General features: G+C 70.3%; 31 protein-coding genes. 17 read left to right on the forward strand and 14 right to left on the reverse strand.

From position 1 onward, the window contains the following. Positions 1-11 precede the first annotated feature (11 nt). Positions 12-368, forward strand: a complete 357-nt coding sequence (locus tag HUW46_RS42870; RefSeq protein ID WP_254125525.1) for a hypothetical protein — start codon at positions 12-14, stop codon at positions 366-368. A 15-nt stretch (positions 369-383) separates the two neighbouring features. Here the strand turns inward: HUW46_RS42870 and HUW46_RS42875 are convergent, their stop codons facing one another. Next, complete coding sequence (locus HUW46_RS42875) at positions 384-905, reverse strand: CGNR zinc finger domain-containing protein (RefSeq protein ID WP_215544362.1); 522 nt, start codon at positions 903-905, stop codon at positions 384-386. 25 nt (positions 906-930) lie between these two features. Here HUW46_RS42875 and HUW46_RS42880 point away from each other — a divergent pair, with 25 nt between their 5' ends. Then, the gene (locus tag HUW46_RS42880) at positions 931-1,176 is read left to right on the forward strand and encodes a hypothetical protein (protein ID WP_215544363.1); all 246 of its coding nucleotides are present in this window, start codon (positions 931-933) and stop codon (positions 1,174-1,176) included. Between the two features lie 13 nt (positions 1,177-1,189). Here the strand turns inward: HUW46_RS42880 and HUW46_RS42885 are convergent, their stop codons facing one another. Further along, the gene (locus HUW46_RS42885; protein ID WP_215544364.1) at positions 1,190-2,317 is read right to left on the reverse strand and encodes a hypothetical protein; all 1,128 of its coding nucleotides are present in this window, start codon (positions 2,315-2,317) and stop codon (positions 1,190-1,192) included. A 359-nt stretch (positions 2,318-2,676) separates the two neighbouring features. Here HUW46_RS42885 and rox point away from each other — a divergent pair, with 359 nt between their 5' ends. The 3 genes from rox to HUW46_RS42900 are packed head-to-tail and all read left to right on the forward strand — an operon-like array spanning position 2,677 to position 6,469. Further along, entirely contained in the window at positions 2,677-4,149 is a 1,473-nt protein-coding gene (gene rox, locus HUW46_RS42890) for a rifampin monooxygenase (protein WP_256451404.1), read from the forward strand. Positions 4,150-4,197: 48 nt separating this feature from the next. Continuing rightward, positions 4,198-5,151 carry a helix-turn-helix transcriptional regulator gene (locus tag HUW46_RS42895; RefSeq protein ID WP_215544365.1) on the forward strand — a complete coding sequence of 318 codons (954 nt, stop codon included), beginning with the start codon at positions 4,198-4,200 and terminating at the stop codon, positions 5,149-5,151. A 40-nt stretch (positions 5,152-5,191) separates the two neighbouring features. Then, on the forward strand, positions 5,192-6,469 hold the full coding sequence (locus HUW46_RS42900; RefSeq protein ID WP_215544366.1) for an RNA polymerase sigma factor: 1,278 nt from the start codon (positions 5,192-5,194) through the stop codon (positions 6,467-6,469). A gap of 1 nt (position 6,470) precedes the next feature. Here HUW46_RS42900 and HUW46_RS42905 read toward each other — a convergent pair whose 3' ends face one another. Then, on the reverse strand, positions 6,471-7,037 hold the full coding sequence (locus HUW46_RS42905) for a TetR/AcrR family transcriptional regulator (RefSeq protein ID WP_215544367.1): 567 nt from the start codon (positions 7,035-7,037) through the stop codon (positions 6,471-6,473). A 97-nt stretch (positions 7,038-7,134) separates the two neighbouring features. On the opposite strand from HUW46_RS42905, the gene HUW46_RS42910 reads away from it, so the two are divergent. Genes HUW46_RS42910 through HUW46_RS42920 form a run of 3 tightly spaced genes read left to right on the forward strand, consistent with a single transcriptional unit; the run spans position 7,135 to position 9,453 of the window. Further along, the gene (locus tag HUW46_RS42910; RefSeq protein WP_215544368.1) at positions 7,135-7,854 is read left to right on the forward strand and encodes an alpha/beta fold hydrolase; all 720 of its coding nucleotides are present in this window, start codon (positions 7,135-7,137) and stop codon (positions 7,852-7,854) included. 28 nt (positions 7,855-7,882) lie between these two features. After that, the gene (locus tag HUW46_RS42915) at positions 7,883-8,254 is read left to right on the forward strand and encodes a YciI family protein (protein WP_215544369.1); all 372 of its coding nucleotides are present in this window, start codon (positions 7,883-7,885) and stop codon (positions 8,252-8,254) included. Beyond that, positions 8,251-9,453: an RNA polymerase sigma factor gene (locus HUW46_RS42920; RefSeq protein WP_215544370.1), complete on the forward strand. Its 1,203-nt coding sequence runs from the start codon at positions 8,251-8,253 to the stop codon at positions 9,451-9,453. Before HUW46_RS42915 ends, HUW46_RS42920 begins: the two co-directional genes overlap by 4 nt. Here the strand turns inward: HUW46_RS42920 and HUW46_RS42925 are convergent. Then, the gene (locus tag HUW46_RS42925; RefSeq protein ID WP_215544371.1) at positions 9,442-9,852 is read right to left on the reverse strand and encodes a MerR family transcriptional regulator; all 411 of its coding nucleotides are present in this window, start codon (positions 9,850-9,852) and stop codon (positions 9,442-9,444) included. The genes HUW46_RS42920 and HUW46_RS42925 overlap by 12 nt on opposite strands. A gap of 91 nt (positions 9,853-9,943) precedes the next feature. On the opposite strand from HUW46_RS42925, the gene HUW46_RS42930 reads away from it, so the two are divergent. From HUW46_RS42930 to HUW46_RS42945, 4 genes are all read left to right on the forward strand, one after another. Next, a complete protein-coding gene (locus HUW46_RS42930; RefSeq protein ID WP_215550451.1) occupies positions 9,944-11,011 on the forward strand; it encodes an aldo/keto reductase in 1,068 nt (355 codons plus the stop codon). Between the two features lie 68 nt (positions 11,012-11,079). Next, positions 11,080-11,481 (forward strand): tautomerase family protein, encoded by a 402-nt coding sequence (locus tag HUW46_RS42935; protein WP_215544372.1) that lies wholly within the window; start codon positions 11,080-11,082, stop codon positions 11,479-11,481. A 75-nt stretch (positions 11,482-11,556) separates the two neighbouring features. Continuing rightward, the gene (locus tag HUW46_RS42940; RefSeq protein ID WP_215544373.1) at positions 11,557-12,423 is read left to right on the forward strand and encodes a helix-turn-helix transcriptional regulator; all 867 of its coding nucleotides are present in this window, start codon (positions 11,557-11,559) and stop codon (positions 12,421-12,423) included. A gap of 98 nt (positions 12,424-12,521) precedes the next feature. Further along, complete coding sequence (locus HUW46_RS42945; RefSeq protein ID WP_215544374.1) at positions 12,522-13,373, forward strand: oxidoreductase; 852 nt, start codon at positions 12,522-12,524, stop codon at positions 13,371-13,373. 6 nt (positions 13,374-13,379) lie between these two features. Here HUW46_RS42945 and HUW46_RS42950 read toward each other — a convergent pair whose 3' ends face one another. The 5 genes from HUW46_RS42950 to HUW46_RS42970 form a co-directional block, all read right to left on the reverse strand. Next, the gene (locus tag HUW46_RS42950) at positions 13,380-14,606 is read right to left on the reverse strand and encodes an RNA polymerase sigma factor (RefSeq protein ID WP_215544375.1); all 1,227 of its coding nucleotides are present in this window, start codon (positions 14,604-14,606) and stop codon (positions 13,380-13,382) included. Beyond that, positions 14,603-14,926 (reverse strand): YciI family protein, encoded by a 324-nt coding sequence (locus HUW46_RS42955; RefSeq protein WP_215544376.1) that lies wholly within the window; start codon positions 14,924-14,926, stop codon positions 14,603-14,605. Before HUW46_RS42955 ends, HUW46_RS42950 begins: the two co-directional genes overlap by 4 nt. A 37-nt stretch (positions 14,927-14,963) precedes the next feature. After that, on the reverse strand, positions 14,964-15,587 hold the full coding sequence (locus tag HUW46_RS42960; protein WP_215544377.1) for a dihydrofolate reductase family protein: 624 nt from the start codon (positions 15,585-15,587) through the stop codon (positions 14,964-14,966). 137 nt (positions 15,588-15,724) lie between these two features. Further along, positions 15,725-16,105, reverse strand: coding sequence for a VOC family protein (locus tag HUW46_RS42965; RefSeq protein ID WP_215544378.1), 381 nt, complete (start codon positions 16,103-16,105; stop codon positions 15,725-15,727). Beyond that, complete coding sequence (locus HUW46_RS42970; RefSeq protein ID WP_215544379.1) at positions 16,105-17,400, reverse strand: tyrosine-type recombinase/integrase; 1,296 nt, start codon at positions 17,398-17,400, stop codon at positions 16,105-16,107. The genes HUW46_RS42965 and HUW46_RS42970 overlap by 1 nt, the downstream gene beginning before the upstream one ends. A 142-nt stretch (positions 17,401-17,542) precedes the next feature. On the opposite strand from HUW46_RS42970, the gene HUW46_RS42975 reads away from it, so the two are divergent. Continuing rightward, complete coding sequence (locus HUW46_RS42975) at positions 17,543-18,619, forward strand: response regulator receiver protein (RefSeq protein WP_215544380.1); 1,077 nt, start codon at positions 17,543-17,545, stop codon at positions 18,617-18,619. A 26-nt stretch (positions 18,620-18,645) separates the two neighbouring features. Here the strand turns inward: HUW46_RS42975 and HUW46_RS48660 are convergent, their stop codons facing one another. Continuing rightward, positions 18,646-18,870 (reverse strand): hypothetical protein, encoded by a 225-nt coding sequence (locus HUW46_RS48660; protein WP_254126729.1) that lies wholly within the window; start codon positions 18,868-18,870, stop codon positions 18,646-18,648. Here HUW46_RS48660 and HUW46_RS42980 point away from each other — a divergent pair. Together HUW46_RS42980 and HUW46_RS42985 are read left to right on the forward strand one after the other, a co-directional pair. After that, positions 18,782-19,933, forward strand: coding sequence for an MFS transporter (locus HUW46_RS42980; RefSeq protein WP_442861010.1), 1,152 nt, complete (start codon positions 18,782-18,784; stop codon positions 19,931-19,933). The genes HUW46_RS48660 and HUW46_RS42980 overlap by 89 nt on opposite strands. Positions 19,934-20,158: 225 nt before the next feature. Then, positions 20,159-21,859, forward strand: coding sequence for an asparagine synthase-related protein (locus HUW46_RS42985; protein WP_215544382.1), 1,701 nt, complete (start codon positions 20,159-20,161; stop codon positions 21,857-21,859). Positions 21,860-21,872: 13 nt separating this feature from the next. Here HUW46_RS42985 and HUW46_RS42990 read toward each other — a convergent pair whose 3' ends face one another. After that, positions 21,873-23,444, reverse strand: a complete 1,572-nt coding sequence (locus HUW46_RS42990) for a carboxylesterase/lipase family protein (RefSeq protein WP_442861011.1) — start codon at positions 23,442-23,444, stop codon at positions 21,873-21,875. Between the two features lie 46 nt (positions 23,445-23,490). Here HUW46_RS42990 and HUW46_RS42995 point away from each other — a divergent pair, with 46 nt between their 5' ends. Further along, positions 23,491-24,090 carry a TetR/AcrR family transcriptional regulator gene (locus tag HUW46_RS42995; protein ID WP_215544383.1) on the forward strand — a complete coding sequence of 200 codons (600 nt, stop codon included), beginning with the start codon at positions 23,491-23,493 and terminating at the stop codon, positions 24,088-24,090. Here HUW46_RS42995 and HUW46_RS43000 read toward each other — a convergent pair. The 3 genes from HUW46_RS43000 to HUW46_RS43010 form a co-directional block, all read right to left on the reverse strand. Beyond that, on the reverse strand, positions 24,077-24,520 hold the full coding sequence (locus HUW46_RS43000; RefSeq protein WP_254125526.1) for a lasso peptide biosynthesis B2 protein: 444 nt from the start codon (positions 24,518-24,520) through the stop codon (positions 24,077-24,079). The genes HUW46_RS42995 and HUW46_RS43000 overlap by 14 nt on opposite strands. Continuing rightward, positions 24,517-24,774 (reverse strand): lasso peptide biosynthesis PqqD family chaperone, encoded by a 258-nt coding sequence (locus tag HUW46_RS43005; RefSeq protein ID WP_215544384.1) that lies wholly within the window; start codon positions 24,772-24,774, stop codon positions 24,517-24,519. Before HUW46_RS43005 ends, HUW46_RS43000 begins: the two co-directional genes overlap by 4 nt. A 98-nt stretch (positions 24,775-24,872) precedes the next feature. After that, positions 24,873-25,046, reverse strand: a complete 174-nt coding sequence (locus tag HUW46_RS43010) for a lasso RiPP family leader peptide-containing protein (protein ID WP_215544385.1) — start codon at positions 25,044-25,046, stop codon at positions 24,873-24,875. 93 nt (positions 25,047-25,139) lie between these two features. Here HUW46_RS43010 and HUW46_RS43015 point away from each other — a divergent pair, with 93 nt between their 5' ends. Continuing rightward, positions 25,140-25,928 carry a maleylpyruvate isomerase family mycothiol-dependent enzyme gene (locus HUW46_RS43015; RefSeq protein ID WP_215544386.1) on the forward strand — a complete coding sequence of 263 codons (789 nt, stop codon included), beginning with the start codon at positions 25,140-25,142 and terminating at the stop codon, positions 25,926-25,928. Positions 25,929-25,972 lie beyond the last annotated feature (44 nt).

The following is a 25,972-nucleotide window of genomic DNA, read 5'->3' on the forward strand; positions in this document are numbered from 1 at the left end:
AGACTCCAAGGATGAAGGATCTGCTCGAGATGAGTGAGCGCGAGTACTTCGCCCAGTTCGCGAAGCGCGTCGGCATGTTCGTGGGGAGAACGTCCTTCCGCGCCGCGACCGATTTCATGATGGGGTACGACCAAGCCGCGCGCCGGTACGGCGAACCGGGTTTGACCGGGTGGCGCGAGTGGCTGATGGCGAACTACGAGGTCGGCGCCAACCTCGTCTGGGCGGGCCAGGTCATGCAGATCGCCAAGCCGGGCTGGCAGGGCGAGCAAGACTTCACGTACGAGGAGGAAGAACGTCTTCTGAAGGTGCTCTTCGAGTTGCTCGACGAGTTCCTCGCCGAGCGGGAAAGGCTTGCCGCGCAACCTTGACGCGGCGCCGGAACGCTACCCGGCCGCGGCGGCCCGTACGCGATGTTCGGCGACGTGCACCCTGGTGGCGCAGCGCGTGGAGCAGAATCGGCGCCTGCCGTTGCGCGAGGTGTCCACGAACACGGTCGCGCAGCCCTCGCGAGCGCAGCGGCCGAACCGGTCGGGGTCCTCGCACACCAGGTGCGCCAGTCCGCCCGCGGTGTAGGCGCGGATGCGGCGCAGCACGCCCTCGTCCTCGCGGGCGTAGTGCAGATGGGCGCGGAGGCCGTCGTGGCGGGAGACGAACGGGCGGCACGCGGAGTCGGCGAGCAGCTCGTTGACGAGGTCCACGGCGAGTTCCGATGAAGAGGCTTCGAACACCGCGCGCAGCCGTTTGGCCCAGGCGAACACTTCGCCCGCCTCGGCAGGGGAGATCGTGCCCATGGTCGCCCCGTGCTCGCGCAGGACGGCCGAAAGCTCGGCGGCCGTGCCGGGGCCGGCGTTGACCAGCGCGGCGGCGATCTGGGCCGCCGCGCCGCCGTAAGGGTTGAAGTGCACTGAACTATTACAGCACGCTTCGACCATGACCACGAACACCACCTGCCCGCGCTGCGGCTGGCCCGCGGGCGAACGCCTCGACACCGGTTCGACCCACCCCGTCTCCGACGGCAGGGTCAGCTACCGGCAATGCCTGTGCGGCAGTTGGCTGATCCTCGTCGACGGCGGTCTGATCGCGGTGACCGTGCCGCCGCGCGCGCCGAGCCGTACCGTGCCCGCACCCACCTCGCTGACCACGCGGCTCCGGCGTTCCCTGCGACGCCTGGTGTGAAGAACTCCGCCCGTCACAGGCGATGGCCGAAGAACGCGATGATGTACTTCGACGCGAGTCGGCGTTGCCGCTCTTCGGTCAGTTGGCGGTCGGTGTCCTTGTCGGCGCCGATGCCGTGGCATCGCCCGGTGGGCGTTCCCGGCTCGCGCAGGGCATCGTCCTCGGCCATGACCTGGCCGCCGCCGAGTGACCACTGGGTGTTGTAGAAGTTGTGGTTGGCTCCGTGCAAGGAAATCGCCTCGAGCGGGCCGGGGTTCTTGCCACGGGCGTCCTTGACATAGCCGGTGCCCACGGTGCCGACCGCCCCGTCGCAGCTTCCCGTCAGCACCGTGAACGGGATCGTGGTGACCAGGTCGTCGCCGATGTCCTCTTCGGGGTAGTGGAAGTACACCGGTGCCAGCGCGAACACCGCCCTGATCCGCACGCCCGCCGGCCATTCGGCCCGGTGCTTGTCGGAGGCCTGCCACATCACGGCCTTCCCGCCGCGGGAGTGCCCCATCGTGCCGACGTCGGTCATGTCCACCCTGCCGCGGAAGTCGATCGGGTCGGGGCGCCCGGTCGCCGGGTCGACGAGCTTGCCCGCGAGGTCCCCGGTGCCGGTTGCCGACAGGTCCCGCCACATCGCGAGGTGCTTGTTGATCAGGCGCGCTCGGGCTCCGTACGCATCGAGACCCGTCCCCGCCGCGTTGATTCCGTTGGCGCGCAAGGAAACCACGACGAAACCCGCGCGCGCCAGCTGGTCTCCGAGGTAGTCGTACCCCCGCTCGCTGGGTAGCGGCGGAACTCCGGGGCGACACGGCCAGCCGCCGAGCGCCTCCCTCGCCTGACGAGCCGCCGTTTCGTCGTGGCGCTGCTCGGCGGCGCGCAGGTCCGCCTCGGCCCGGCGGTCCGCGCAGGTCCACCAGGATCCGTGGAGTTGCACGATCAACGGCCGGGGAGTGCTGCCCAACCGGGCCGGGTAGTGCACGACGGCGGCGAGTTCGATGGGCCCCGGAACGGCCGGGTCCTGGAACGCGCCGTCCCCGAGGTCGTACGCGGCTACCTTGACGGGACCGCGGCCGGTACTGGCCTGTGCCGCGGCCGGAAACGCGAGCGCGGTGGCGAGCACGGCCACCGCCATCGTGATCTTCTGGACTTTCACACCGGGTACTACGTCGGTGCGCGCGTCGGGGTTGCGCGCACGCGCGCCTTGAGCCGTTCGGACCCGATTCGCGGGTCGAGCGCACTCCAGCACAGGTCGTGCTCACGCGGCGGGAAAAGGATTGGACGGGGTGCCGCCCGTGCCGGTATCTTGCAGCGGACCGTGACACCGCCCGAGGAGGTGAGACCCATGAACGCTGCATCGAAATGGGTGCTCCCCCTGCCCGTCACGGTCGGGCGACTGACGTAGGTGTCGCCGGGAGCGCCGCCAAGGCACTCCCGAAAGGCACACCTATGCACCCTTCTTCGCAGTTCACCGCCGCACCGTCCTCGGCATCCGGCGCCGATAGCACGCCTCCCGTGTTCGATGTGGTCATCGCCGGGTGCGGCCCGACCGGCGCGATGCTCGCCGCCGAGCTGCGGCTGCACGACGTGCGGGTACTGGTGCTGGAAAAGGAAAACGAGCCCGCGTCGTTCGTGCGCATCGTCGGCCTGCACATTCGCAGTCTCGAACTGATGGCCATGCGCGGACTGCTGGATCGCCTTCTCCCGCACGGTCGACAGCGCCCGGCGGGCGGTTTCTTCGCCGGCATCGACAAGCCGGCGCCTGAGGGCCTCGATTCCGCGCACGCCTACCTGCTGGGCATCCAGCATCCGGTCGTCGTTCGTCTGCTCGAAGAGCACGCGGTCGAGCTAGGCGCACAGGTCAGGCGCGGGTGCGCGGTGGCCGGTGTCGAGCAGGACGACGAGGGGGTCACGGTCGAACTGGCCAACGGGGAAAAGCTGCGTTCGCGCTATCTCGTCGGCTGCGACGGTGCCCGAAGCGCCGTGCGCAAACTGCTCGGTGTCGGCTTCCCCGGCGAGCCCTCGCGGACCGAAACGCTGATGGGCGAAATGAAAGCGGGCGTACCGCAAGAAGAGATCGCCGAGAAGATGCGCGAAGTAGGCGACGCCAGCAAACGGTTCTGGCTCCGTCCCTTCGGCGAAGGGATCTACAGCGTCGTCGTTCCCGCCGCGGGAGTCAGCGACCGCGCGCAACCGCCCACCCTCGAAGACTTCCGGCACCAGCTGCGCGCGCTCGCCGGAACCGATTTCGGCGTGCACTCCCCGCGCTGGTTGTCCCGCTTCGGGGATGCCACCCGGCTCGTCGAACGCTATCGGGTCGGGCGGGTGCTGCTGGCCGGCGACGCGGCGCACATCCATCCGCCCACCGGCGGCCAGGGCCTCAACCTCGGTGTTCAGGACGCGGTCAACCTCGGCTGGAAACTGGCCGCACAGCTCGGCGGATGGGCGCCGGAAGCGCTGCTGGACACCTACCACGCCGAACGCCATCCGGTCGCCGAGGACGTGCTGGACAACACCCGCGCCCAGATGGAGCTGTCGTCGACCGAACCGGGCCCGCGGGCGGTGCGCAGGCTGCTCACCGAACTGATGGACTTCGACGAGGTGAACCGCCACCTGATCGAGAAGATCACCGCGATCGACATCCGCTACGACTTCGGCGAAGCTCGCGAGCCGAACGATCAGCACAGCGGCGCAGGCCCCGACCTGCTCGGCCGCCGCCTGCGCGACGTCGAGGTGAAACAAGGCCGCCTCTACGACCTCCTGCACCGCGGCCGAGGCCTGCTGCTGGACCGCACCGAACGCCTGACCGTCGGCGGCTGGTCGGACCGGGTCGATCACCTCGCGGATCCCACCGCGGCACTGGACGTGCCGTGCGTCCTGCTGCGCCCCGACGGCCACGTGGCCTGGGTCGGCGACGATCAGCGGGACCTGGACGCGCATCTTTCCCGCTGGTTCGGCGAGCCGGTGACGTCACCGCGGAGGAGTTAGGATCCGAACCGGTCACTTTCCGGCCTGAATCAACGGGATCCTGGAGCCATGGCGAACACGAGCGCACGCATGCTGAGGCTGCTGTCCCTGTTGCAGACCCACCGGTACTGGCCGGGAAGTGAACTCGCCGGCAAGCTCGAAGTGAGCGAACGGACCCTGCGGCGCGACGTCGAACGGCTGCGCGACCTCGGATATCCGGTCGACGCGAACCGCGGTGTGGCAGGCGGCTACCAGCTCCAGTCGGGAGCCGCCATGCCCCCGCTGCTGCTCGACGACGAGGAGGCGGTCGCGATCGCGGTCGGGCTGCGCACGGCGGCTTCGGGCGCGGTCGACGGCGTCGAGGAGACCTCGGTGCGCGCGCTGACGAAGGTCATCCAGGTGATGCCGCCGCGCCTGCGGCGCCGGGTGGACGCGTTGCGCTCGTTCACGGTCCGCACGGCGTGGAATGCCGGTCCCGCCGTCGATGCCGGGGCGCTCACCGTGCTCGCGCAGGCCTGCCGCGACGACGAGCGCCTCCGCTTCACCTACACCGCGCGTGCGGGGGAGCGGACGGAGCGGCTCGTGGAACCTCATCGCCTGGTGTCGTTGAGCGGACGCTGGTACCTCGTCGGGTGGGACGCCGAACGCCACGACTGGCGCACGTTCCGGGTGGACCGGCTCGCCGAACCCCGCGCCACCGGGCACCGGTTCCGCCAGCGCGAGCTGCCCGGCGGCGATGCCGGCGCGTTCGTGCGCGACCGGATCTCGTCGGCCTCCCAGCCGCACGAGCTGACCGTCACGCTGCGGACCTCCGCCGACGCGGTGCCCGCCGAGGTGCGGCGCTGGGGCGAGTTCACCGATCTCGGTGACGGCTCGTGCCGCCTGGTGATGAAGGTCGACTCCTTCGACTGGCCGATCCTGCTGCTCGCCGCGGTCGGCGCCGAGTTCGAAGTGGACGGTCCGCCCGAATTCGCCGAGTACGTCAAGGAGACCGGAGAACGGTTCGTGCGCGGTACCCGGTGAGCCGCTTGCGGTGACGTCGCCGGGATGCTCTATTTCTCCCGTGACGGACACCGACACCCACCGCGCGATCGAGGCCGTGTGGCGGATCGAATCCCCGAAGGTCATCGCCGGGCTGGCCCGGCTCGTCCGCGACATCGGCGTCGCCGAGGAACTCGCGCAGGACGCCATGGTCGCCGCGCTCGAACAGTGGCCGGAGTCCGGAGTGCCCCGCAACCCCGGCGCCTGGCTCATGACGACCGCGAAACGGCGCGCGATCGACCTCATCCGCCGAAACGAGCGGCTCGAACGCAAACAGGTCGAACTGGCGCGGGATCTGGAAACCCAGCCCGACGCGCCGGGACCCGATCTCGACGCGCTCGACGCCGGGGTCGGCGACGACCTGCTGCGGCTCGTGTTCATCTCCTGCCATCCGATCCTGGCGACCGAGGCACGCGTCGCGCTCACCCTGCGGCTGCTCGGCGGACTGACCACGAAGGAGATCGCGCGGGCGTTCCTGGTCTCGGAGGCGACCGTGGCCCAGCGGATCGTCCGCGCCAAGCGCGCGCTGTCCGACGCCGGCGTGCCGTTCGAAATGCCGGACCGGGACGAGCTGGACGAACGGCTGGCGTCGGTGCTCGAAGTCGTCTACCTGATCTTCAACGAGGGCTACGCCGCGACCGCGGGCGACGACTGGATGCGCCCCGCGCTGTGCGAGGACGCCCTGCGGCTCGGCCGGATACTGGCGGAGCTGGCGCCCGGCGAGCCGGAGGTGCACGGTTTGGTCGCGCTGATGGAAATCCAGGCGTCGCGCTCGCGTGCCCGCGTCGACCGCAACGGCGATCCGGTGCTGTTGCTCGAACAGGACCGTGCGCGCTGGGACCAGGTGCTGCTGCGCCGCGGGCTGGCCGCGCTGGAGCGCGCCGAGTCGATCGACGACCGGCGCGGCCCCTACCGCCTCCAAGCCGCGATCGCCGCTTGCCACGGGAGGGCCCGGACCGCCGAAGAAACCGACTGGGTCCGGATCGCCGCCCTCTACACCGCGCTCGCGCACCTGACGCCGTCCCCGATCGTCGAGCTGAACCGCGCCGTGGCGCTGTCCATGGCGTTCGGGCCCGGGACCGGGCTGGAACTCGTCGACGCGCTGGTCGACGAGCCGTCCTTGAAGCGGTACCACCTGTTGCCGAGCGTCCGGGGCGACCTGCTGGCGAAGGTCGGCAGGTTCGACGAAGCGCGCGCGGAGTTCGAGCGCGCCGCGGAGATGACCGGCAACGTCCGCGAGCAGGCTCTCCTCAGGGAGCGCGCGGCGGCCTGCGGGCGAGGGCTCGCGCCGCAGCGTTAGCTCAGGGCGCGGTGCCGCGCAGCACGAGGTCCACCAGTTCGTCGAGGTAGCCGTCACCGGCCTCGCCGGACCGGAGCAGGACGCGGAACCAGATCGCGCCGCCGAGCAGGTCCATGATCGCCACCGGGTCCACGTCCGCCCGCAGCTCGCCCCTGGCTATCGCGCGCTCGAACACCGGCCGCTCGCGTGCCATCCGGTCGGCGAAGAACGCCTGCATGACGCCGCCGAGTTCGGGCCGCCGTGGCGCGGCGGCGAAGGCGGCGGTGACGAGCTGGGCGCTCGGCGGCCGGGTGAGCAGGTCCCTGATCAGGCCGATGAGCGCGCGCAGGTCGCCGCGCAGCGTGCCGGTGTCCGGCACGCTGAACTCGAGCGCGTCCGAGTCGCGCAGTGCCGCCGCGAGCAAGGCGTCCTTCGAGGGCCACCAGCGGTAGAGCGTGGTCTTGTTGACCCCGGACCGTTCCGCGACCGCTTCGACGGCGAGCCCGTCGTAGCCGTGCTCGGCGAGCAGCGCGAGCGTGGTCGCGAAGATCTCCTGCGCCTTGCGCGGCCCGCGGCGTGGTGACGTCATTCTCCCACCCTAGTGCAACGCACCGTTGCGTTGTACTAGGCGCCCGTGGTTAAGTCGCAACGCAACGGTGCGTTGCATTGGTTGAGGAGGGTGAGCGATGACCGGGCTTCCGATCGTGCTGGTGCACGGGATGCGGCTGAGCGGTTCGGCGTGGTCGCCGGTCGCGGCGCGCCTGGGCGAAGAGTTCCGCGCCGTCGACCTGCCGGGGCACGGTGCCCGTCGCGGCGAGGTTTTCACGATGGACGCGGCGACGGCCACCGTCGCCGCCGCGGTGGACGAACTCGGCGGCCGCGCGCTCGTGGTCGGCCATTCGCTCGGCGGCTACGTGTCGATGGCCGCGGCGGCGCGGCATCCGGAGCGGATCGCCGGTCTGGTCGTCGCCGGGGCCACGATGGTGCCGGGGCGCGGGTTCGGGACGCCGTTCCGGCTGATGCACCGGTTCCTGTCCACTCGTCCCGACGACGGCGACGGTCTCTCCCGCTGGATCTTCGGCAGGGTGCTGCCGCCGGAATCGCGGGACGCGGCGCTGGCGGGCGGGATCGCCACCGAGGTCATTCCCGACATCCTGACCGCCGTCTCCGGTTTCGACGTCCTCGACGGAGTCGCCAGCTTCCCCGGCCGCACCTGGTTCGTCAACGGCGGGCACGACCATTTCCGGTGGCACGAGGGCAAGTTCCTCGCCGCGGCCGCGCACGGCAGGCTCGTCGTCGTCCCGGGCGCCGGGCACTACCTGCCGATGACGCACCCGGTGGCGATGGCGCGCCTGGTCTCCGACGCGGCGGCCGTGGTTCGCCCGGAACGCGCCGCCGCGCCATAAGGTGTGCGCACACCACTGGGAGGCCGTCATGAAGTACCTCATCCTGATCTACGGCAACGCCGCCACACGGGGACTCTGGGAGGAGATGTCGCAGGAACAGCGGGCGGCGGCCGCCGGTGGCTACGTCGAGCTGAACCGGCGGCTCGACGAGTCGGGGGAGAAGGTCACCTCGGCCGCGCTCGCCTTCCCCACCGAAGGCAAGCGCATCGAGGTGCGCGACGGGAAAACCATGGCGACCGATGGTCCGTTCGCGGAGGTCAAGGAGTTCCTCGCCGGTTTCTACCTGGTCGACTGCGCCGACTTCGACAGCGCCGTGGAGTACGCGAGCCTGCTTCCCGAAGCCGGGTTCGGGTTCGTCGAGGTGCGACCGACCGTGGACCTCAGCGGCATCGGCATATGATCGAAACCCTGCTCAAGGAGCTGGCGCCGCAGGTGCTCGCCGCGCTGGTCCGGCACCACGGCGGGTTCGACACCTGCGAGGACGCGGTGCAGGAGGCGCTGCTGGCCGCGTCGCAGCAGTGGCCGTCGGAAGGCGTGCCGGACAACCCGAAGGCCTGGTTGATCACGGTCGCGTCCCGGCGGCGCACCGAGATGTGGCGCAGCGACTCCGCACGGGTGCGGCGCGAGGACGCCGTCGTGGCCAATGCAGTCGAACCGGGTGCGGTGCCCGCGGCGGACGACACGCTCACCCTGCTGCTGATGTGCTGCCACCCGGAGCTGACCCAGTCCTCGCAGGTGGCGTTGACGTTGCGGGCGGTCGGCGGCCTGAGCACCGCGGAGATCGCCCGCGCCTTCCTGGTCCCGGAATCCACCGTCGCGCAACGCGTCAGCAGGGCGAAGCAGCGGATCAAGAACGCGGGCGCGCGGTTCCGGATGCCGCCGGACGCGGAACGGTCCGCGCGCATGGTCGCGGTCCTGCACGTGCTCTACCTGATCTTCAACGAGGGGTACGCGGCCAGCGCGGGGGAGAGCGTGCACCGGGTCGAGCTGACCGCGGAAGCGATCCGGCTGACCAGGCAGGTGCGGGAGCGGTTGCCAGGCGACGGCGAGGTCGCCGGCCTGCTGGCGCTGATGCTCCTCACCGACGCGCGCCGTCCCGCCCGGACCCGCGACGACGGCGCGCTGGTCCCGTTGGACGAGCAGGACCGCGGCAAGTGGGACCGGACCGCGATCGCCGAAGGCACCGCACTGATCACCGAAACGCTCGCCACCACCACGAAAAGTGGTCCATACCAATTGCAGGCCGCGATCGCCGCCGTGCACGACGAGGCCACCAGCGCCGAGGACACCGATTGGCCGCAGATCCTCGGCCTGTACGACCTGCTGCGGGTGGTGGCGCCGGGCCCGATGGTCACGCTCAACCGGATCGTCGCGGTGGCGATGGTGCGCGGCCCCGCGGCCGGGCTCGCCGAACTCGACGACGCGGTGCGCGAGCCCGCCCTGCGCGAGCACTACCGCGCCGAGGTCGTGCGGGCGCACCTGCTGGAGAAGGCGGGCCGATCGGAGGCCGCCGAGCACTACGCGCTGGCCGCCGCCCGAACCGAAAGCGAGCCCGAACGCCGATACCTCGAGGAACGGGCCGCCCGCTCACCTCGCTGAAATCTCGCACACGTGCTCGACACCGGACAGCACGTCCTCGTAGACGGCGACCTTGTGCCCGATCAGGTCGAGGCTCCGGTTGAGCTCGCCGATCTGGGCGAGCACGCGGTCCTGGTGTTCGCGCAGCAGCGCCAGCCGCTCCTTCTCGTTGCCCACGCCGTCGCGGATCAACTCGGCATACCGGCGGATCGCGGGCAGCGGCATTCCCGACGCGCGCAGCACCACGCACAGCCGCAACCATTCGACGTCTTCCACGGCGTACATCCGGTTCCCGCCCGCCTTGCGGCGCACCGGGTTCACGAAGAGCCCTTCGCGCTCGTAGAACCGCAGCGCGTGCACGCTCAGCCCCGTGCGTTCGGCGACTTCGCCGATGCTCAGACTCGTTGCGACCTCAGGCATGTGCGGCAGCTTAGGCGAGCGGGACCCGTGCCGTCGGCGGTTTCCCCTTGATCTAGAGCCGACTCTAGTTCCTACCGTCTGCGCCATGACCATGAACTACCGCACGCTGGGCGGCACCGGGATCACGGTGAGCGCCCACTGCCTCGGCACCATGATGTTCGGCCACGTCGGCAATCCGGACCACGACGACTGCGCCCGCATCCTGCACACCGCGCTCGAGGGCGGGATCAACTTCGTCGACACCGCCGACATGTACTCCGACGGCGAATCCGAGGAGATCGTCGGCAAGGCGCTGCACGGGCGCCGAGACGACGTCGTGCTCGCGACGAAGGTGCACTTCCCGGTCGGCGGCGAAGGGCCGAACCGCGGCGGCAATTCGCGCCGCTGGATCGTGCGCGCCGTCGAGGAAAGCCTGCGGCGCCTCAGGACGGACTGGATCGACCTGTACCAGGTCCACCGGCCGGACCACACGACCGATGTCGAGGAAACCCTGTCCGTGCTCGGCGATCTCGTGCGGCAGGGCAAGATCAGGGCGTTCGGCTGCTCGTCGTTCCCCGTCGAGGACATCCTGGAAGCGCACTACGTGGCCGAACGCCGTGGCCTGCCGAGGTTCCGCACCGAGCAGCCGCCGTATTCGTTGCTCGGGCGGGGCGTCGAACGATCCGTCCTGCCGACGTGCCAGCGGCTCGGCATGGGCGTGCTGACGTGGAGCCCGCTCGCGTGGAGCCCGCTCGCGTGGGGCGTGCTCTCCGGGCGGTACCGCGCGGGCGAGCCGGTCGACCTGACCAGCGGGCGCCCGGCGCTCAACCCGGGCCGGTTCGATCCAGCGCTCCCGGAGAACGCGGCCAAGCTGGCCGCCACGGAGAAGCTCGCCCAGCTCGCGGACGAGCTCGGGTGCTCGCTGCCGGATCTCGCCATCGCCTTCGTCGTGGCGCATCCCGCCGTCACGTCGGTGATCCTCGGGCCGCGCACGATGGCCCAGCTCGAATCCTCCCTGAAAGGCGCGTCACTGGTGCTGGACGACGAGACGATGGACCGGATCGACGAGATCGTGCCGCCGGGCAAGGACCAGTACCACGTCGACGCCGCGTGGAGCCCGGCGTCGCTGACCGACGTCGCCAGGAGGCGCCGCCCGTTGGCCGAGCGCGCCGCGGCGTAGTTGCCTTCCGAGCGGTTGTACCTACTAGTATGTACGGCAGACAACCGCTCGGAAGGAGCACCACCCCCATGCCATTCGTTCGGATCGACGCACTGCGAGCAGACCCCGACCGCCTCGACGCCTTGGGCCGCGCCGTGCACGACGCGCTGGTCGAGGCGATCGGCATCCCGGCCGACGACCGGTTCCAGGTCCTGACCGGGCACGACGGCGCGCGGAGCACCCTGCGCTACGACGACGGCTACCTTGGCGTGCACCGCGACGACGACCTCGTGTTCGTCGCGATCACGATGCGATCCGGGCGGACGCCCGCGCTGAAGCAGGCGCTGTACCGGCGGATCGCGGAACTGGCGCACGAGTACGCGGGCACCGAACCGCGGAACGTGTTCGTCACCGTCACCGAAAACGAGCCGATCGACTGGTCCTTCGGCGACGGAATCGCGCAGTACGCCGAAAAAGCACCTCTCCACTAGCCGACCCGCTGGTGTAGTACTGGCAGGGCCAGCTAAGCCGTTGGTGATCGACTGGGCGCGATGCAGACTCAGGGCATGCGCAACAACGACTTGGGCGAGTTCCTGCGGGCGCGCCGCGCCGGACTCAAGCCGGACGAGATCGGCCTGCCGGTCGAGTTCGGCGGCGGGCGCCGGGTATCCGGTCTGCGGCGCGGCGAGGTCGCGCAGCTGGCGGGAGTGAGTGCCGAGTACTACACCCGGCTGGAACAGGGCCGCGCCAGGCAGCCGTCCGAACAGGTGCTGCACGCCCTCGGCGACGCGTTGCGGTTCGACGACATCGAGCGGCGGCATCTGTTCGCCCTCGCGGGCACCACGGCCGGGCGCCAGGACCGGGCCGAGCACTCGTCACGGCTACGGCCCGCACTGCGGCAGGTGCTGGAGTCGATGGAGCTGGCTTCTGCTTTCGTCAGCGACCAGAACCTCACCGTCGTCGGCGGGAACGCGTTGTGGGCGTTGCTGTTCCCCGATGTGGCCGAGCTGCCGCGCCGGGAACGCAGCATGGCGCGCTGGACGCTGCTGGATCCGCGCGCTCGGTTGGTGTGGTGCGACTGGGAACGCGTCGCCCGCGACTACGTGCACGGGTTGCGGCTGGCCGCCGCCGCGCAGCCGCGGAACCAGCACATCGCCAACCTGATCGGTGAGCTGATGATGCGCTCACCCGAGTTCCCGGCGTGGTGGTCGGAACACCGCGTCCAGGAACGCAGCACCGGCCTCAAACGCCTCCACCACCCGGTCGTCGGCGACCTGGAACTGCAGTACGAGATCTTCACCTCGGTCGCCGACGCCGGCCAATCGCTCGTCGTCTACACCGCGCCGTCCGGCTCGCCGTCACAGGAGCGCCTGCGACTGCTGGCCAGCTGGAGCAGCGAACCCGCGGCCGCCAAGGACACCGCCGAGTCCTGACCGCTGCCCGAACCGGGCCATCCCGCCACGACCCCGCCCTGCCCGCGAGGTCGATGTCGTCGTGCCCGGCCGATCCCATCCACGAGAGGAAATCCGTAGTGAGCAAGACATTCCTGATCACCGGCGTCAGCACCGGGCTCGGACTGGCCATCGCCCGACGGGCACTGGCGGCCGGGCACCGGGTCGCCGGTACCGTGCGCACCGAGCAGCACGCCGCCGCCTTCCGGGCACTGGACCCCGACCGCGTCCGCGCCTTCATCCTCGACCTTTCCGACGCGGACCGGATCGACCCCACCGTGCGGGCCGCCGAAGCGGAACTGGGCCCGATCGACGTGCTCGTGGCCAACGCGGGCTACGGGCTGGAAGGCACCTTCGAAGAATCGTCGATGGCCGAGCTGCGCCGCCAGTTCGAGGTCAACGTGTTCGGCACGGTGGCGACCGTGAAAGCGGTCCTGCCCGGCATGCGGGAACGGCGCGGCGGCCACATCTTCGTGATCACCTCGATGGGCGGGCACACCACCTTCCCCGGGCTGGCGTTCTACGAAGGCAGCAAGCACGCCATGGAAGGCATCACCGACACCCTCGCCCAAGAGGTCGCCCAGTTCGGCGTGCGGGTCACCGCCGTGGCCCCCGGCGCGTTCAAAACCGACTGGGCTGGCCGGTCGCTGGTCCGCGCGCCACGCGGCATCGCCGACTACGACGCGCTGTTCGACCCGATCCGGAGCCGCCGCCAGGCCCTCGCGGGTCAGGGCATTGGCGACCCCGATCGCGCGGGCGACGCCATCCTCGCCCTCCTGGACGTGGAGAAGCCTCCCGTGCACCTTCTGCTCGGGTCGGACGCGCTGCGCCTGGTCGCCGCCGGGCGCCGACGCGTCCAGGACGACATCGACGCCTGGGAGGAACTCAGCCGCTCCACCGACTCCACCGAAGGCGGAGTGACGGTCGCCTGACACCGGCTACCCCAGCTGGTCGCGGCGGCGGGTCAGGTAGGCGGTCTCGGCGGTGTTGCCCGCCAGCTCGATGGCCTTGTCGTAGGCGGCACGGGACTCCTTGCCGCGGCCCAGCCTGCGCAGCAGATCCGCGCGGGTGACGTGGTAGGGGTGGTAGCCGGCCAATCTGTGCTCAAGACGGTCGACGGCCGCCAGCGCCACTTCCGGGCCGTCGAGTTCGGCGACGGCGATGGCCCGGTTGAGGGCGATGACCGGCGAGGCGTCGAGGCGGACGAGCTGGTCGTAGAGGGCGAGGACCTGTGACCAGTCGGTGTCGCGGACGTCGCGGGCGGAGGTGTGCACGGCGTTGATCGCGGCGAGGATCTGGTAGCGGCCCGGCGCCACTCCGGCGGCGAGACGCTCGCGCACCAGCTGGTGGCCCTCGGCGATCATGCCCGTGTCCCAGGCCCCGCGGTCCTGCTCGTCGAGAGCGACCAGCTCACCACTGGCCGACACCCTGGCTGGACGGCGGGCCTCGGTGAGCAGCATCAGCGCCAGCAGCCCGGCCACTTCACCATCGTCCGGCAAGAGTGCGCGGATCAGGCGAGTGAGGCGGATCGCTTCGGCGGTCAGCTCGTGGCGCATGGGATCGGTGTCGGGACCGGTCGCCAGGTAGCCCTCGTTGAACACGAGGAAGAGGACGGTGAGCACGCCGGTGAGACGGGCAGGGAGGTCCTCGGCCGACGGCACGCGGTACGGGATGCGGGCCGCCTTGATCTTGGCTTTCGCGCGGGTGATCCGTTGCCCCAGCGCGCTTTCGGCCACCAGGAAGGCGCGGGCGATCTCGGGCACGGTCAGGCCACCGACCATCCGCAGCGTCAATGCCAGGCGCGCTTCGGTCGCCAGCGCCGGATGGCAGCAGGTGAAGATCAGCCGGAGCCGGTCGTCGTCGATGGCACCGAGCGGCTCCGGCGGGTCGTCGTCGTACACCAGCTGAGCCTCCTTGTGCTTGTCGTCGCGCTTGGTCTCGCGCCGGATCCGGTCGATGGCCCGGCGGGTGGCGGTGGTGGTCAGCCACGCGCCGGGGTTGGGCGGCACGCCGTCGGCAGGCCACTTCTCGACGGCGGCAGTGAACGCCTCGGCCGCGGCCTCTTCGGCGATGTCGAGGTCACCGAAGCGCCTGGTCAGTGCGGCGACCACCCGGGCCCACTCCTCGTGGTGGGCGCGGGTGATCGACTCTTCGACGTCGTTCACTGGAACGGCCGCACCTCGATCTTCCGATCGCAGGCCTTCGACGCCTCGGTCGCGAGCTTGAGCGCCACGTCCAGATCGGGGACCTCCCACACCCAGACGCCGGCGAGGTACTCCTTGGACTCCACGAACGGCCCGTCGGTGACCACCGCCTGCTCGCCCCGGTTGTCGATCACCGTGGCCGTGGCGGTGTCCGCGAGTCCACCCGCGAAAACCCAGTAGCCGTCGGCGATCAACCGTTCGTTGAACGCGCTGATGGCGGGCTGCCTGTCGGTGCTGCCGGGGTTTTCCTTGTCATCGATCACGGAAACCAGGTACTGCATCTGAAGATCCTCTCCTGTGGTGTCGGGACGGTGTGGTCTACCGGGCCGGCGCGTACCGCGGGCGTCCGGCAGGCCGGAAGACCTGCGTCGTCACGCCTTTCGAGTCGACCCGTGAGTCGATCAGGTCGAGCGCGAGGTCCGGGCCGGTCTCCGGGAACAAGCGCGTGCCCTGGCCGAGGATCACCGGGACCACGAGCAGGGTCATCTCGTCGACCAGGCCGTTCTCCAGCAGCCACCGGATCAAGGTGCCGCTGCCGTGGACGTGCAGCTCTCCGCCGGGCTTGGCTTTCAGCTCGGCGATGGCGGCCGCGAGATCGTCGGACAGGACCGTGGTGCCCGCCCACGCCGGATCGGTCAGCGTGGTCGACGCGACGTACTTGGGCCGGGTGTTCAACGCCCGCCGGACGGGCTCCCAGTCAGGCACGTGGTGTTCCGTCCAGGATCCCCACGAGGCGGCGAACAGCTCGTAGGTACGCCTGCCGAGCAGGAACGCGTCGGCGCGCTGGAAGGTCTGCTTGATCAACGAATGCGTGTCGGCGTCGCCGCGCCCGAGGGCCCATCCGCCGCGTTCGAATCCGTTCCTGCGGTCCTCTTCCGTCGCTCCGCCGTCTCCCTGCACCACGCCGTCGATGGTGACCTTGGCCATGGTGGTCAGCTTCATGATCGCGGTTCCTCCGCCCTTGGCGCCGCCCCTGTCGGGCCGCTTCACCCCTGCTACGAACGCCACCGCGCCGATCCGACAACGCCGCCCGGAATTTCTTCGAAGAACTTTCCGGGCGGCGGTCGCCTTCCTCAGGGCTAGGCCGCGGGAGTCCGGCTGAAGATCGTGAGCACGGAGCCGTCAGGGTCCCGCATCCAGGCGACCCGGATGCCGGAGGTGTCCGCCGAAACGCCGTCCTCGTCGAGCGCGAAGGGCAGATCGTCCTTGCCGAGGAAGGGAACCCCGCGGGAGCGCAGGGTTCGCACCGTCTCGTTGGCGTCGTCGACGCGGATGCTGGCCACCGGCCAGCTCGGCGATCCCGCATCGGATACGCTCGCGAGCAGGTAGATCACCGTGCCTTCGCTGCCGCGGAGCAGCCAGCCACCTGGTGCCTCCTCTCCGGCCAGCCCCAGTTTCTCCTCGTAGAACTCGCGTGCCCGGTCGAGATCGGTCACGGCGATGACGGGTCCGATGTGCATCAGTGCTTCCCTCCAGTGCGAGACGCGTCCGACGGTATCGGCTCTTCCGTCCCGTGCCAGGTGTCGGCGACCAGATCCACGGCGCTGCGGGCCGGATCGCGGGCCGCGTGGTCGTAGGTCTGCTGGGTGGTGTCGATGCTGCTGTGGCCGACGTCCGCTTGGACGTGCGTCAGCTGGGCACCGGCCTCGACGGCGGTGGTGACGTAGAAGTGGCGGAGGGCGTGGGGATGCAGGGCGCCCGCGATCGCGGTCAGTTCTTCGCCACCGGCGGCCGCGACGCGGCGCAGCAGCTGCCAGATCGCCTGCCGCTGGAAGCGGCGCCCGGTCCTGGTCAACAGGAGCGGGGTGGTGTCGGCGCGGGTTCCCCGTTGCCGCCTGGTCACCGCGGCGCCGGTGGCCTTCCCGGTGTCGTCGCGCAGCACGAGGTAACGGGTGAGCGCCGTGTCGGCGGGGCCGCTGAGGTAGACGATCCGGTCCTTGCCGCCCTTGCCGTGCACTCGCAGTGCGCGCCTTCCCCTGGTGACGTGCAGGTCGGCGCGGTCGAGGCCGCACAGTTCGCTGACGCGCAGCCCGAGGGTGAACAGCGCGATCACCGCGACCGCCCGGTGCGTGTCGAGCGCGCTCGCACCCGGGCGCCGTTGCGCCGCGGTGGCGTAGAGCGCGCGGACCTGCGCGCTGGTGAGCGTGACGGTGCGCGACGTCCCGGCCGCCGCGGCGGTGAGGCCGAGTCGTCGCCGGTTCAGCGCGGCGGGGTTCGCGGTGACGACGCCGATTTCGGCCAGGTAGGCGTAGAGCGCCTTGACGGTCGCGAGCATGCGGTCGCGGGTCGCCGGTGCCGCGTCGGCACCGGCCAGTGCGTCGAGCCAGGACTTCACGTGCCGCGAGGTCGCGGCGCGGGGATCGACGCCGGTGGCCGCGCACCAGCGGAACCAGTGCCAGCGGCGCAGCCGTCCCGGCGCGGCGGGTGGGGGACCGGGCCGCTTCGCCCGGCTCTCCGTCGCGTCGATGCGCAGAACGTCCTGGTAGCGCGCGAGCACGCTCGTCCACTCGCCGCCGCGGCTCGGCTGCTCCCAGGCGTCGATGTCCGAGGGCCGCGTGGGGAGTCCGAGCCCTTCGGCGTAGGTGCGTCGGGTGGCGTGGTTGCCGTAGCCCGCCAGCCAGTCCGTGATGTGGCCGAGCAGGGCCGCGGGATCGTCGACACCGGGCCACAGGTCCACGTCGGCGGCGAGGGCCCGCCCAGTTTTCGCCGGGTACCCGGCAGCTTCGGTCGCCCCCGAAGTCGCACGCTCAGTCACCAGCAAAATCACTCTCTGTCGCCGAATCAGTCTTGATCAAGGTTAGCAACAAAAGATCTGTTCTGTAGCCAACTTAGCTTATGGTTTTGAAAATCTAAACCCAGGTATCTAGTTATGTAACCTTCAAGCTATGCTTTGTGGCATGCTGGAGACGACCACCACGGAGCCCTCGGAACGGGCGCTGTGCGCGTTCCGACGCTGCCGCCAGCCGTTGCCGCCGCCGGGCCCCAAGGGCGGACGGCCGGTGGAGTTCTGCCCGGACCGGTCGTGGCAGGGCGGGAAGAGCTGCAAGCAGCTCGCGGCCGCGGACCAGGCCCTGCGCGAGGCGTTCGGCGACTCGGCACCGCAGGCGGCCCTGCAGGACGCGACCGCCGCCTTCGCCGACCTCGCCGACGGCCTGGCCGCACCACTGAGCGAACTCCAACGCTCACTGGAAACCGTGTCGGCCTCGGCCAGGGACGAGGTAGCCGCGTCCCTGACCCGCGCCACCGCCGCCGACGAACGCGCCGCCGAAGCCGACGGACACCGCCAGGCTGCCGAGGACCGGGCACGACAAGCCGAGGACGACGCCCGCGCCGCACGGGACGAAGCCCAGGAACACCAGCGAGCACGGGAGAACGCCGAACGAGCCGAGCAGGCAGCCAGAGCCGACGCGAAGAAGGCCGAACTGCACCAAGCCCGCGCCGAAGCGTCCGCGGCCGCGACCGCTGAACACGCGCGCGCCGCCGCCGAGGAAGCTCGCACCGAACGCGCCAAGGGGGAGAAGCTCGCCGCCCAGCTCGCCGAGCGCACCGAACAGCTCGGCGTGGCAACAGCCGAACGCGACGCCGTCCAAGACGCGCTCGACCGCGAACGCACACGGGCCGTCGATGCCCAGCAGCAGCTCGTCGCCCGGCTCGACCGCGCCGCCGCGGACCTCGACGCCGAACGCGACCACGCCCGAGAGCTCGAACAGCAGCTGCGCGACGCGGTTCACCAGAGCAGAACGGACGCCGCCACGGCCTCGGCGGCGCTGACCAGCGCCCAGGAACAGACGCGGGAACTGGCCGCCGAACTCACCGAACACCGGCGACAAGCCGCGACCGTGCTGGCCGACCGCGACGACGCCCTCGCCCGGCTCGCCCGCGTGCACCGGATCGCCCTCGACACCACCGCGGAAGACCTGCGGACCGATCTCCTCGCCGAACTGCTCGCGCTCCCCGCCACGCCACCCGAGTAACGCCCGATAATTGTCCATTGTGGACTTCAGTTCTTCGGGAACGGCGTCCCGTCGCCGGTCGGTATGGCATCCTGATCGCCGATGACGATACGTTCTGGGGAGATCGCTCGAAGCCGTGCGGCGTTGATGGTCGCGCTGAGCGTCGACAACTTCGGGTCGGGATTGTTTCTGCCGCTGTCGTTGGTGTACGCCACGCAGGTCGTGGGGTTGCCGGTGGCGCAAGCGGGTGTGGCGATGACGGTGGGGACCATGGCCGGTCTCGTGGTGCCGGCCGTGTCGGCGGCGATCGTGGACCGGGTGGGCGCCCGTGCGGTGGTCGTCGCGGGGCAGCTCGTGCAGTTGGCCGGATCCGTGACATACCTGCTGGCGCACGGGGTGGTGCTGGTCGCGGTGGGTGCGGCGATGCGGTCGGCGGGGTTGCAGTTGTTCTACAGCTCCATGTTCACCCTGATCACCGAGGTGGCAGGCGACAGATCGACCGATCGGACCTTTACCGTGGTGGGCGCCGTCCGGGGCGCGGCGTTCGGGATCGGCGCGCTGGCCGTGGGCGCGCTGCTGACCGGGCTGGGCCCCACCGCGTACACGCTCGCGATCGGTATCGATGCGACGACCTACGTCGTCGCGGCAGTGCTGCTGCTGTGCTGGCTCCCCACGCCGGCACCTCGTCGGGCCGCGATGGACGCCGCGACGCGAGAAGTCCGTCCGAGGGCGAGCAGAGTGCTGCGTGATCCGCCGTATCTCGGCCTGATCGTCGTGACCACGCTGTTCGCCCTGGACACCGACTTCTTCCTGGTCGGCTTCCCGGTCTACGCCTTCGACATCCTCCACACGCCGGCGTGGGTGCCCGGTGCCGCGCTCGCGCTGCTGACCGCGCTCGGCAGCGCTGCCGCCACACTGGCCCTGCGGATGACGCGGCGCCTCTCGCGGACCACGGCCATGGTCTTCGCCGCGGTGATCGTCGTCGGTTGGTGCCTCGCCGGCGCCGCGGCTCTGGTGCTTCCGGCCGGTGTCCGGCCCGCGTATCTGCTCGGCTGCACACTTCTGCTGGTCGCGGCCAATTTGGTCCGCGCGGGACGGGTCAACGCACTGGCCGAAAGCGCGGCCCCACCAGAGGCGAAGGGGCGTTATCTCGCGGCTTTCCAATACGCCTTCACCATCGCCGGAGTACTGGCGCCGGCGGTGGTGGCGCTGTTCGCTGTCGCCGCGTGGCTGCCCTGGATGGTGATCGCCGCCGGCGCCGTCTTGGGAATCCCGCTCCTGCACTGGATAACGCGGCACCTGCACACCGGCTGCGCGGAACCACGTCCGGCGTGAGTTCCGGGACCGGTCCCCCACGAGTCGTGATTCGTTGTCACGGGAACGAACCACAACTCGTCGACCGTGACACGGGGGTATGCCGTGGGGAACCGATCCGTCCCACGCCCGTCGTTCTTCCTGGTCCTGCCGGACCGCGCCCTTCCTGAGGAGTTGGGGGTTCGGACCGGCGGAATCCCGGTCCTGGCCAGGCACCACTCCGGTCGCCCCTGGTTACTCGGCACGATGCCGCGGAAGCAGCTGACAATCCACGCTGAGGGACAGCGACGCCTCGCGCTGCTGGGAACCACCACGGCGACCTGTCACGATCTCGGTCGGGTGTGCGACCGTTCGCGGGACATCGCCGATTTGGCGCGCGTGTCGAACCGTTTCGCCGGGGCGTACCACGTGGTCGGCTCGTTCGACGGTCGTGTCTACGCGCAGGGCTCGGCCAGCGGGATGCATCGCGTGTACCACGTCGTCATGGACGGTATCCGGGTGATCGGCGACCGGATGGACGTGCTCGCCGAACTCGGGAGCCTTCCCGTGGACGACACCGCGGTGGCGATGCGGTTGGTGCGCGGTCTTCCGCATCCGCTGTCGGACGTTCCGTTGTGGTCCGGCGTATCCGCCGTCGCCGCACATGACTGTCTCATGGTGGAGACCGACGGCCGCGGCTGGGCGACCAGGACCTGGTGGCGGCGTCCGCCACCGGAGCTGTCCCGAGCGGAGGGGGCGGCGGAGTTGCGGTCCGCGCTCGCCGAGGCCGTGCGCGCCAGGACCGCGGACGGCCTCGTCACGTGCGATCTCTCCGGCGGGCTGGACTCCACCCCGGTGTGCTACTTCGCCGCGCGGAGTCCGTCCGGTGTCATCGTCAAGACCAGTTACAACAACGACCCCGGGGGACGTCAAGACCTCCTGTGGGCGCGCCGGGCGCTGCCGGTCATGCCGGGGGTCCGCGACCACGTCGTCGAGTCGACGGACACCATGCCCGACTTTTACGGCGGGTTGCTCGAGGTCATCGATCGCGTGGACGAGCCGACGCAGAGTTTGTTCTGCGCACCGCGTATCGGCCACCAGCTCCGATACGACGCGTCGCACGGTGTGCGGACCCACCTCAACGGACTCGGCGGTGATCAGGTTCTGTGCGGCTCGGCGAGCTGGGACCACGCCCTCTTCGCCCGCAAGCCCCTGCCGGCCTGGCGCCGCGCGCGTGCCCTGCACGTCACCGACGGGCACTCGCCATGGGCCACCCTGCGAGCGCTGTGCGATCGAAGCGATTACCGGGCATGGTCGGCCAGGATCATCAGGAACGCTGCCGCCGCAGCACCCGGCGGAACGCGGGCAATGCTCTGCGGCTGGGCACTGGCCCCCCGGTTCCCGTCCTGGTTGTCGGCTGCCGCCAAGGACATGCTGAGCGAAGCGATGCTGCGCACCATGCGAGACGCCGACCCCATCGGGGCGGATCGGGCCGAGCACCACGAGCTGTCGGAGATACGCGACGCCGCACGAATGGTCCGGGGGAGTGCCCAGCTGGGCGCGCGGTTCGGCGTGAGCCACGAGGCACCGCTGCTGGACGACCGTGTGGTGGAAGCCTGTCTCGCGGTGCGGCGCGAAGAGCGGGTCACGCCGGTCGAATGGAAACCGCTCATGAAGGCGGCTATGCGTGGCTTGCTGCCCGACGCGTTCCTCCGGAGGGTGACCAAAACGGGTGGGGGCGAGCAGTTGATGCGGGGATTCCGGGCCCACCGGCGGGACGTGTTGACGCTGTGCGAAAGCTCCGGCCTCGATGAGTCGGGCTGGATCGACATGGCCGAGTTCACCGCAGCGGCGACCCCGACCGAGCTGGAACTGCCGGACACGTCGTTGAACGAGGCGGTCAACCTCGCGCTGTTCATCAGAGGGTCGCTGGACGTCTCGCGGAACATCCAATGGAATAGCCGTTGACCTGGACCGATGGTCAGCCGAGTCGGCGGGGGCTGGATGGCGTCTCGGAGAGATCGAAGGGGACAGGGGAGTGGCCTTCCCAGATCTGGCGGGATGCCTGTTCGGGGTAGGGCAGAGTCTTCGACTCGGTGTCCAGGACGCGGGTGAGGTACCCGCCGGGCCGGTGGGCGGACCAGCCCGCGTCGCCGGTGGTGACGAAGCGGACCCATGCTTCCTGGAGTTCGCGGGAGAGCGCGACGGCCTCGGGAGTGGGGTCCTCGCCGATGAGCTGGGTGCCGACGGGGCTGTTCAGCGTGCCGAACGCCAGGGGCACGTCGAGGCTGTGGCAGGCGCCCAGGATGCCGCCGAGGGCCGGGGCGACCCAGCACAGTTCGAACAGGTACGAGGTGCCGCCGGCTGCGGCGTTCGCCTCGGCCAGCTTCTGTGACGGCATGCGGAAGAGGGCGTCGGAGTACACCGTCTCCACCAGTTCCTCCGGGCCCGCCTGGCCGAACGCGGCACGGTAGGCCCGCGCGCCGCCCGGCCGCGGGGCGAGCAGTTCCAGGACCGCGTGGGCGTCCTCCTCGGTGAAGGTGCCGTGCCGTCCGCTCATGACGCTGAAGTACCGGAATTCGTCGCGGGTGTGGCCGACGAGCAGTTCGGTCCCGCTCGCGCGTGCGCCGGTCAGCGCGGGCCAGGGCGTTTCCGGGAGGACCTCGCCGTCGACGACGGGGCACAGCGCGGTGCCGGTCTCCGTGAGGCGTCCCCAGCTCTCCCGGTGCGCGTGGAGGCCGGCGTTGAAGGAGGTGAGCTCGGCGGCCAGGTGCCATGGGTCGATGTCGCGCAGGGCCTCGGCGGTGGGGGCCGCCGCGCCGAGCCGGTCCGCGAACGCGGTGCTGACCTGCCGTGCCAGCGCGGGGGTGCTGTGCAGCCCCGGCACCGAATGGGCGATGGCCCGCCGGAACAGGCCGCGCGCGGACTTCATCGTCAGCAGGGCGGCGACCGAGCCAGCCCCGGCGGACACCCCGCCCACGGTGACCCTGCCGGGGTCGCCTCCGAAGGCGGCGATGTTGCGCTGCACCCACTCCAGCGCCGCGATCTGGTCGAGGAATCCGCGGTTGGGCGGCACGTCGTCGAGGAACGCGAATCCCTCCGCGCCCACGCGGCAGTTGATGGTCACCACGACGACTCCCGCCTCGGCCAGCGCCGCCGGGTCGTACATCGGATCGCTCGACGCCGCCGAGAGGTAACCGCCCACGGGGATCCACACCAGCACCGGCAGTCCCGCCGCGCCGGGGTCCGGAGTGCCGACGTTGAGCGTCAGCCAGTCGTCGCCCTGCGGGGGCACGTCGATCGGCAGGGACAGCGGCACCACGGGGCCGAACTCGACGGCTTGCCTCGTGCCCTCCCAGCGGTGCGGCGGCGCGGGCGCGGCGAAGCGGAGCGCTCCGACCGGGGGCTGGGCGTAAGGGATACCGCGGAACACCGCGTGCCTGTGCCGCCAGAGCCCCTGCACCACGCCTTCCGTGGTCCGTACCTTCGGCTGTTCGGACAGGACGACTCCCTCCCTCGACTGGCCTCCAGAGTTATGGGTCAGGTGTATTATGTCAACTGTATTGGAACAGTCCCGGGGTACGAGGGAGGGGCCTGCGATGCCGAAACAGGTGGACCACCGCGGACGCCGCGAAGCGATCGCCCGCGCACTGTGGCGGGTGGTGGAGCAGCGCGGCGTCGCACAGCTGACGATGCGCGTGGTGGCGCAGGAGGCGGGCATGTCACTCGGGCAGCTGCAGCACTACTTCGCCTCCCGGACCGCCATGCTCTCCTTCGCCATGGATTTCGCGTCCGAGCAGACCTCGGCGCGCGTACGCCAGGGGCTCGAAAAGCTCGGCGACCGTCCGCACCCCCGTGACGTGCTGCGACTGGCGCTCGCGGAAATGCTCCCCCTGCATGCCGAGGCCCGCGCGACCAGCCGGATGAGCGCCGCCTACGTCCTGGAGGCACTGCACGACGAGGTCGTGCACGAGCAGGCCCGCCGCGGCTTCGTCCAAGGGCGGGCCCTCGTCGAGCAGTTGGTCCGCCAGGCGATCGCCGACGGGCACATCGACTCCGGCCGCGACCCGGCGACCGAGACCAACCTGCTCCTCGCCCTCACCGGCTTCACGCCCCTGATCGAACTCGACGTGATCGAGCCCCAGGACGCGCTCGCCGCGATCGACGTGCAGCTGGACCGGCTGTTCAGAAGTACCTGACCTGCCCGTCAGATCCTCCGCACGGGACGCTGAAGAACTTCCGGTAGAACGCGCTGTCCACCGGCTCCCCGACGACCTGCTCGTCGACCTCGATCCAGGCATGTGCCCGGAACGGCGGGGTGGCGATGACGCCGACGCACAACGTCGGCCAGATACCGCGGGCACGGCATACCAGCAGCACCGCGATCGACCTCGGCAGGCAGGTGTTCCCGGCACGGCACCGTGGACTGAACGTCAGGATCTGGTCCCGCGCGAGTGCGGCCTGCGCATAACTCGCCGGCCGCGTCCCGGCGGCGACCCTGCCGAGCACGCGGCGAAGGCGGCGCGGCGACTGCCTGCTGAGGATTCTCGCCGACACCAGCGCGAGCGCCATGACGATCTCGCCACCCAATCCAGTGCGGGTGGGGATTTCGGGCAGGACCTGGCTCACGCCAGCAGCCCCCGCTCGCGCAATGTGTCGATCGTGTCGCGAACATCGGCCAGCGCGGTCTTCTCATCGATTTCGAACCGGTGCACGATCCGGCGCGCCGCCTCCTCCGCCGTGCCGCCCGCACCGAGCACGTCGAGCACCAGCGCCGCCGTCGGATTGACGTGCCAGTAACGACTTTTCACTTCATCCAGCAGTACTCGCCCGTACTCGGTGTCCGCTTGGGAGACGTTCCCCTTCAGTGCTCTGTTCTTCACGACTCCTCCCAAAGTGTTGCCACGAACCGCATTCCGGGTTCCCCGAGCCGAAACCCGGGGAACCCGGAATGCTTGACAAGACCCACTACGAGGAATGATCAAGGCAACGAGAACACATAGGGGTATTGAACCTCGGAAATGTTGCCCCAGGTGTTCAGCGCCGTTTCGGTAGCGAAGCTTCCGAGTTCGACGACGGCAGGAGCCTCGTAGGGTTGCTTGACCCGCACTACTTCGACATCCATCTTGACCTCCCGATCGACGTAGGGACGCACCTGCCATCGTTCCGCGCCGTCCGGGGAGGGCTCCCGGCGTAGGCTGCTACCGTCCCGCTCCCGACATCGCGGCGGGCGTGGCAAGGTAGCGGCATGGATCTGCTGCCGCACCTGCGGCGTGAGGTGCACGCGTTCGAATCGGTGGCCCGTGCCGCTGCCGACGGTGGTGACGCCCCGGTCGTGCCGTCCTGTCCAGAGTGGACGGTGTCCGATCTCGTCGCCCATCTCGGCTGGGTGCACCGGTACGTGACCCACCTCGTCGCGAATCACCTGCTCGAGCCACCCGACGAGGCCGACCCGTCGTTCGTCGGCCTGCCCGACGATCGCACCGGCTGGCCATCCCTCGACGGCACGCCCAGCGAAGGTCCCGTCCTGCCCACCCTGCTCGACTGGTTCACCGAGGGAATCGGCGCGCTCGAATCGGCGTTCCACGGCGCCGCCCACGACGAACGGGTCTGGTCCTGGGCAGAGGACCAGACGGCCGGGTTCTGGCTCCGGACGCAGGCCATCGAAGCGGCCGTCCACCGGTGGGACATCGAAAACGCCGTCACCGCGGCCCAGCCCATCGACGCCGCGCTCGCCGCCGACGCGATCAGGCACAACTTCGAGGTCATGGTGCCGAAACGGCGCCATGACGCGCCGTCGGAACCGGGACGGGGTGAGCGGTACCGGTTCCGCGCGACCGACCGCGAGGAAGCCTGGACCGTCCGCTTCGACCCCGGCGGTGTCGCGTTCACCGATGGCCACGCCGACGTCGAACTCGCCGCGACCACCTCCGACCTGATGCTCTTCCTCTGGCACCGGATCCCCGCCGACCGGCTCACCGCCACCGGCGACCAGGCGGTGCTCGACCGCTACTTCGCGCTCGTGCCCCCGGCCTGAAAGTGTTCTCCGCCTTCTGAGACGACTGCGCGGACATGTTTCTC

It is taken from the genome of Amycolatopsis sp. CA-230715 (genome assembly GCF_018736145.1).
Classification (GTDB): domain Bacteria; phylum Actinomycetota; class Actinomycetes; order Mycobacteriales; family Pseudonocardiaceae; genus Amycolatopsis.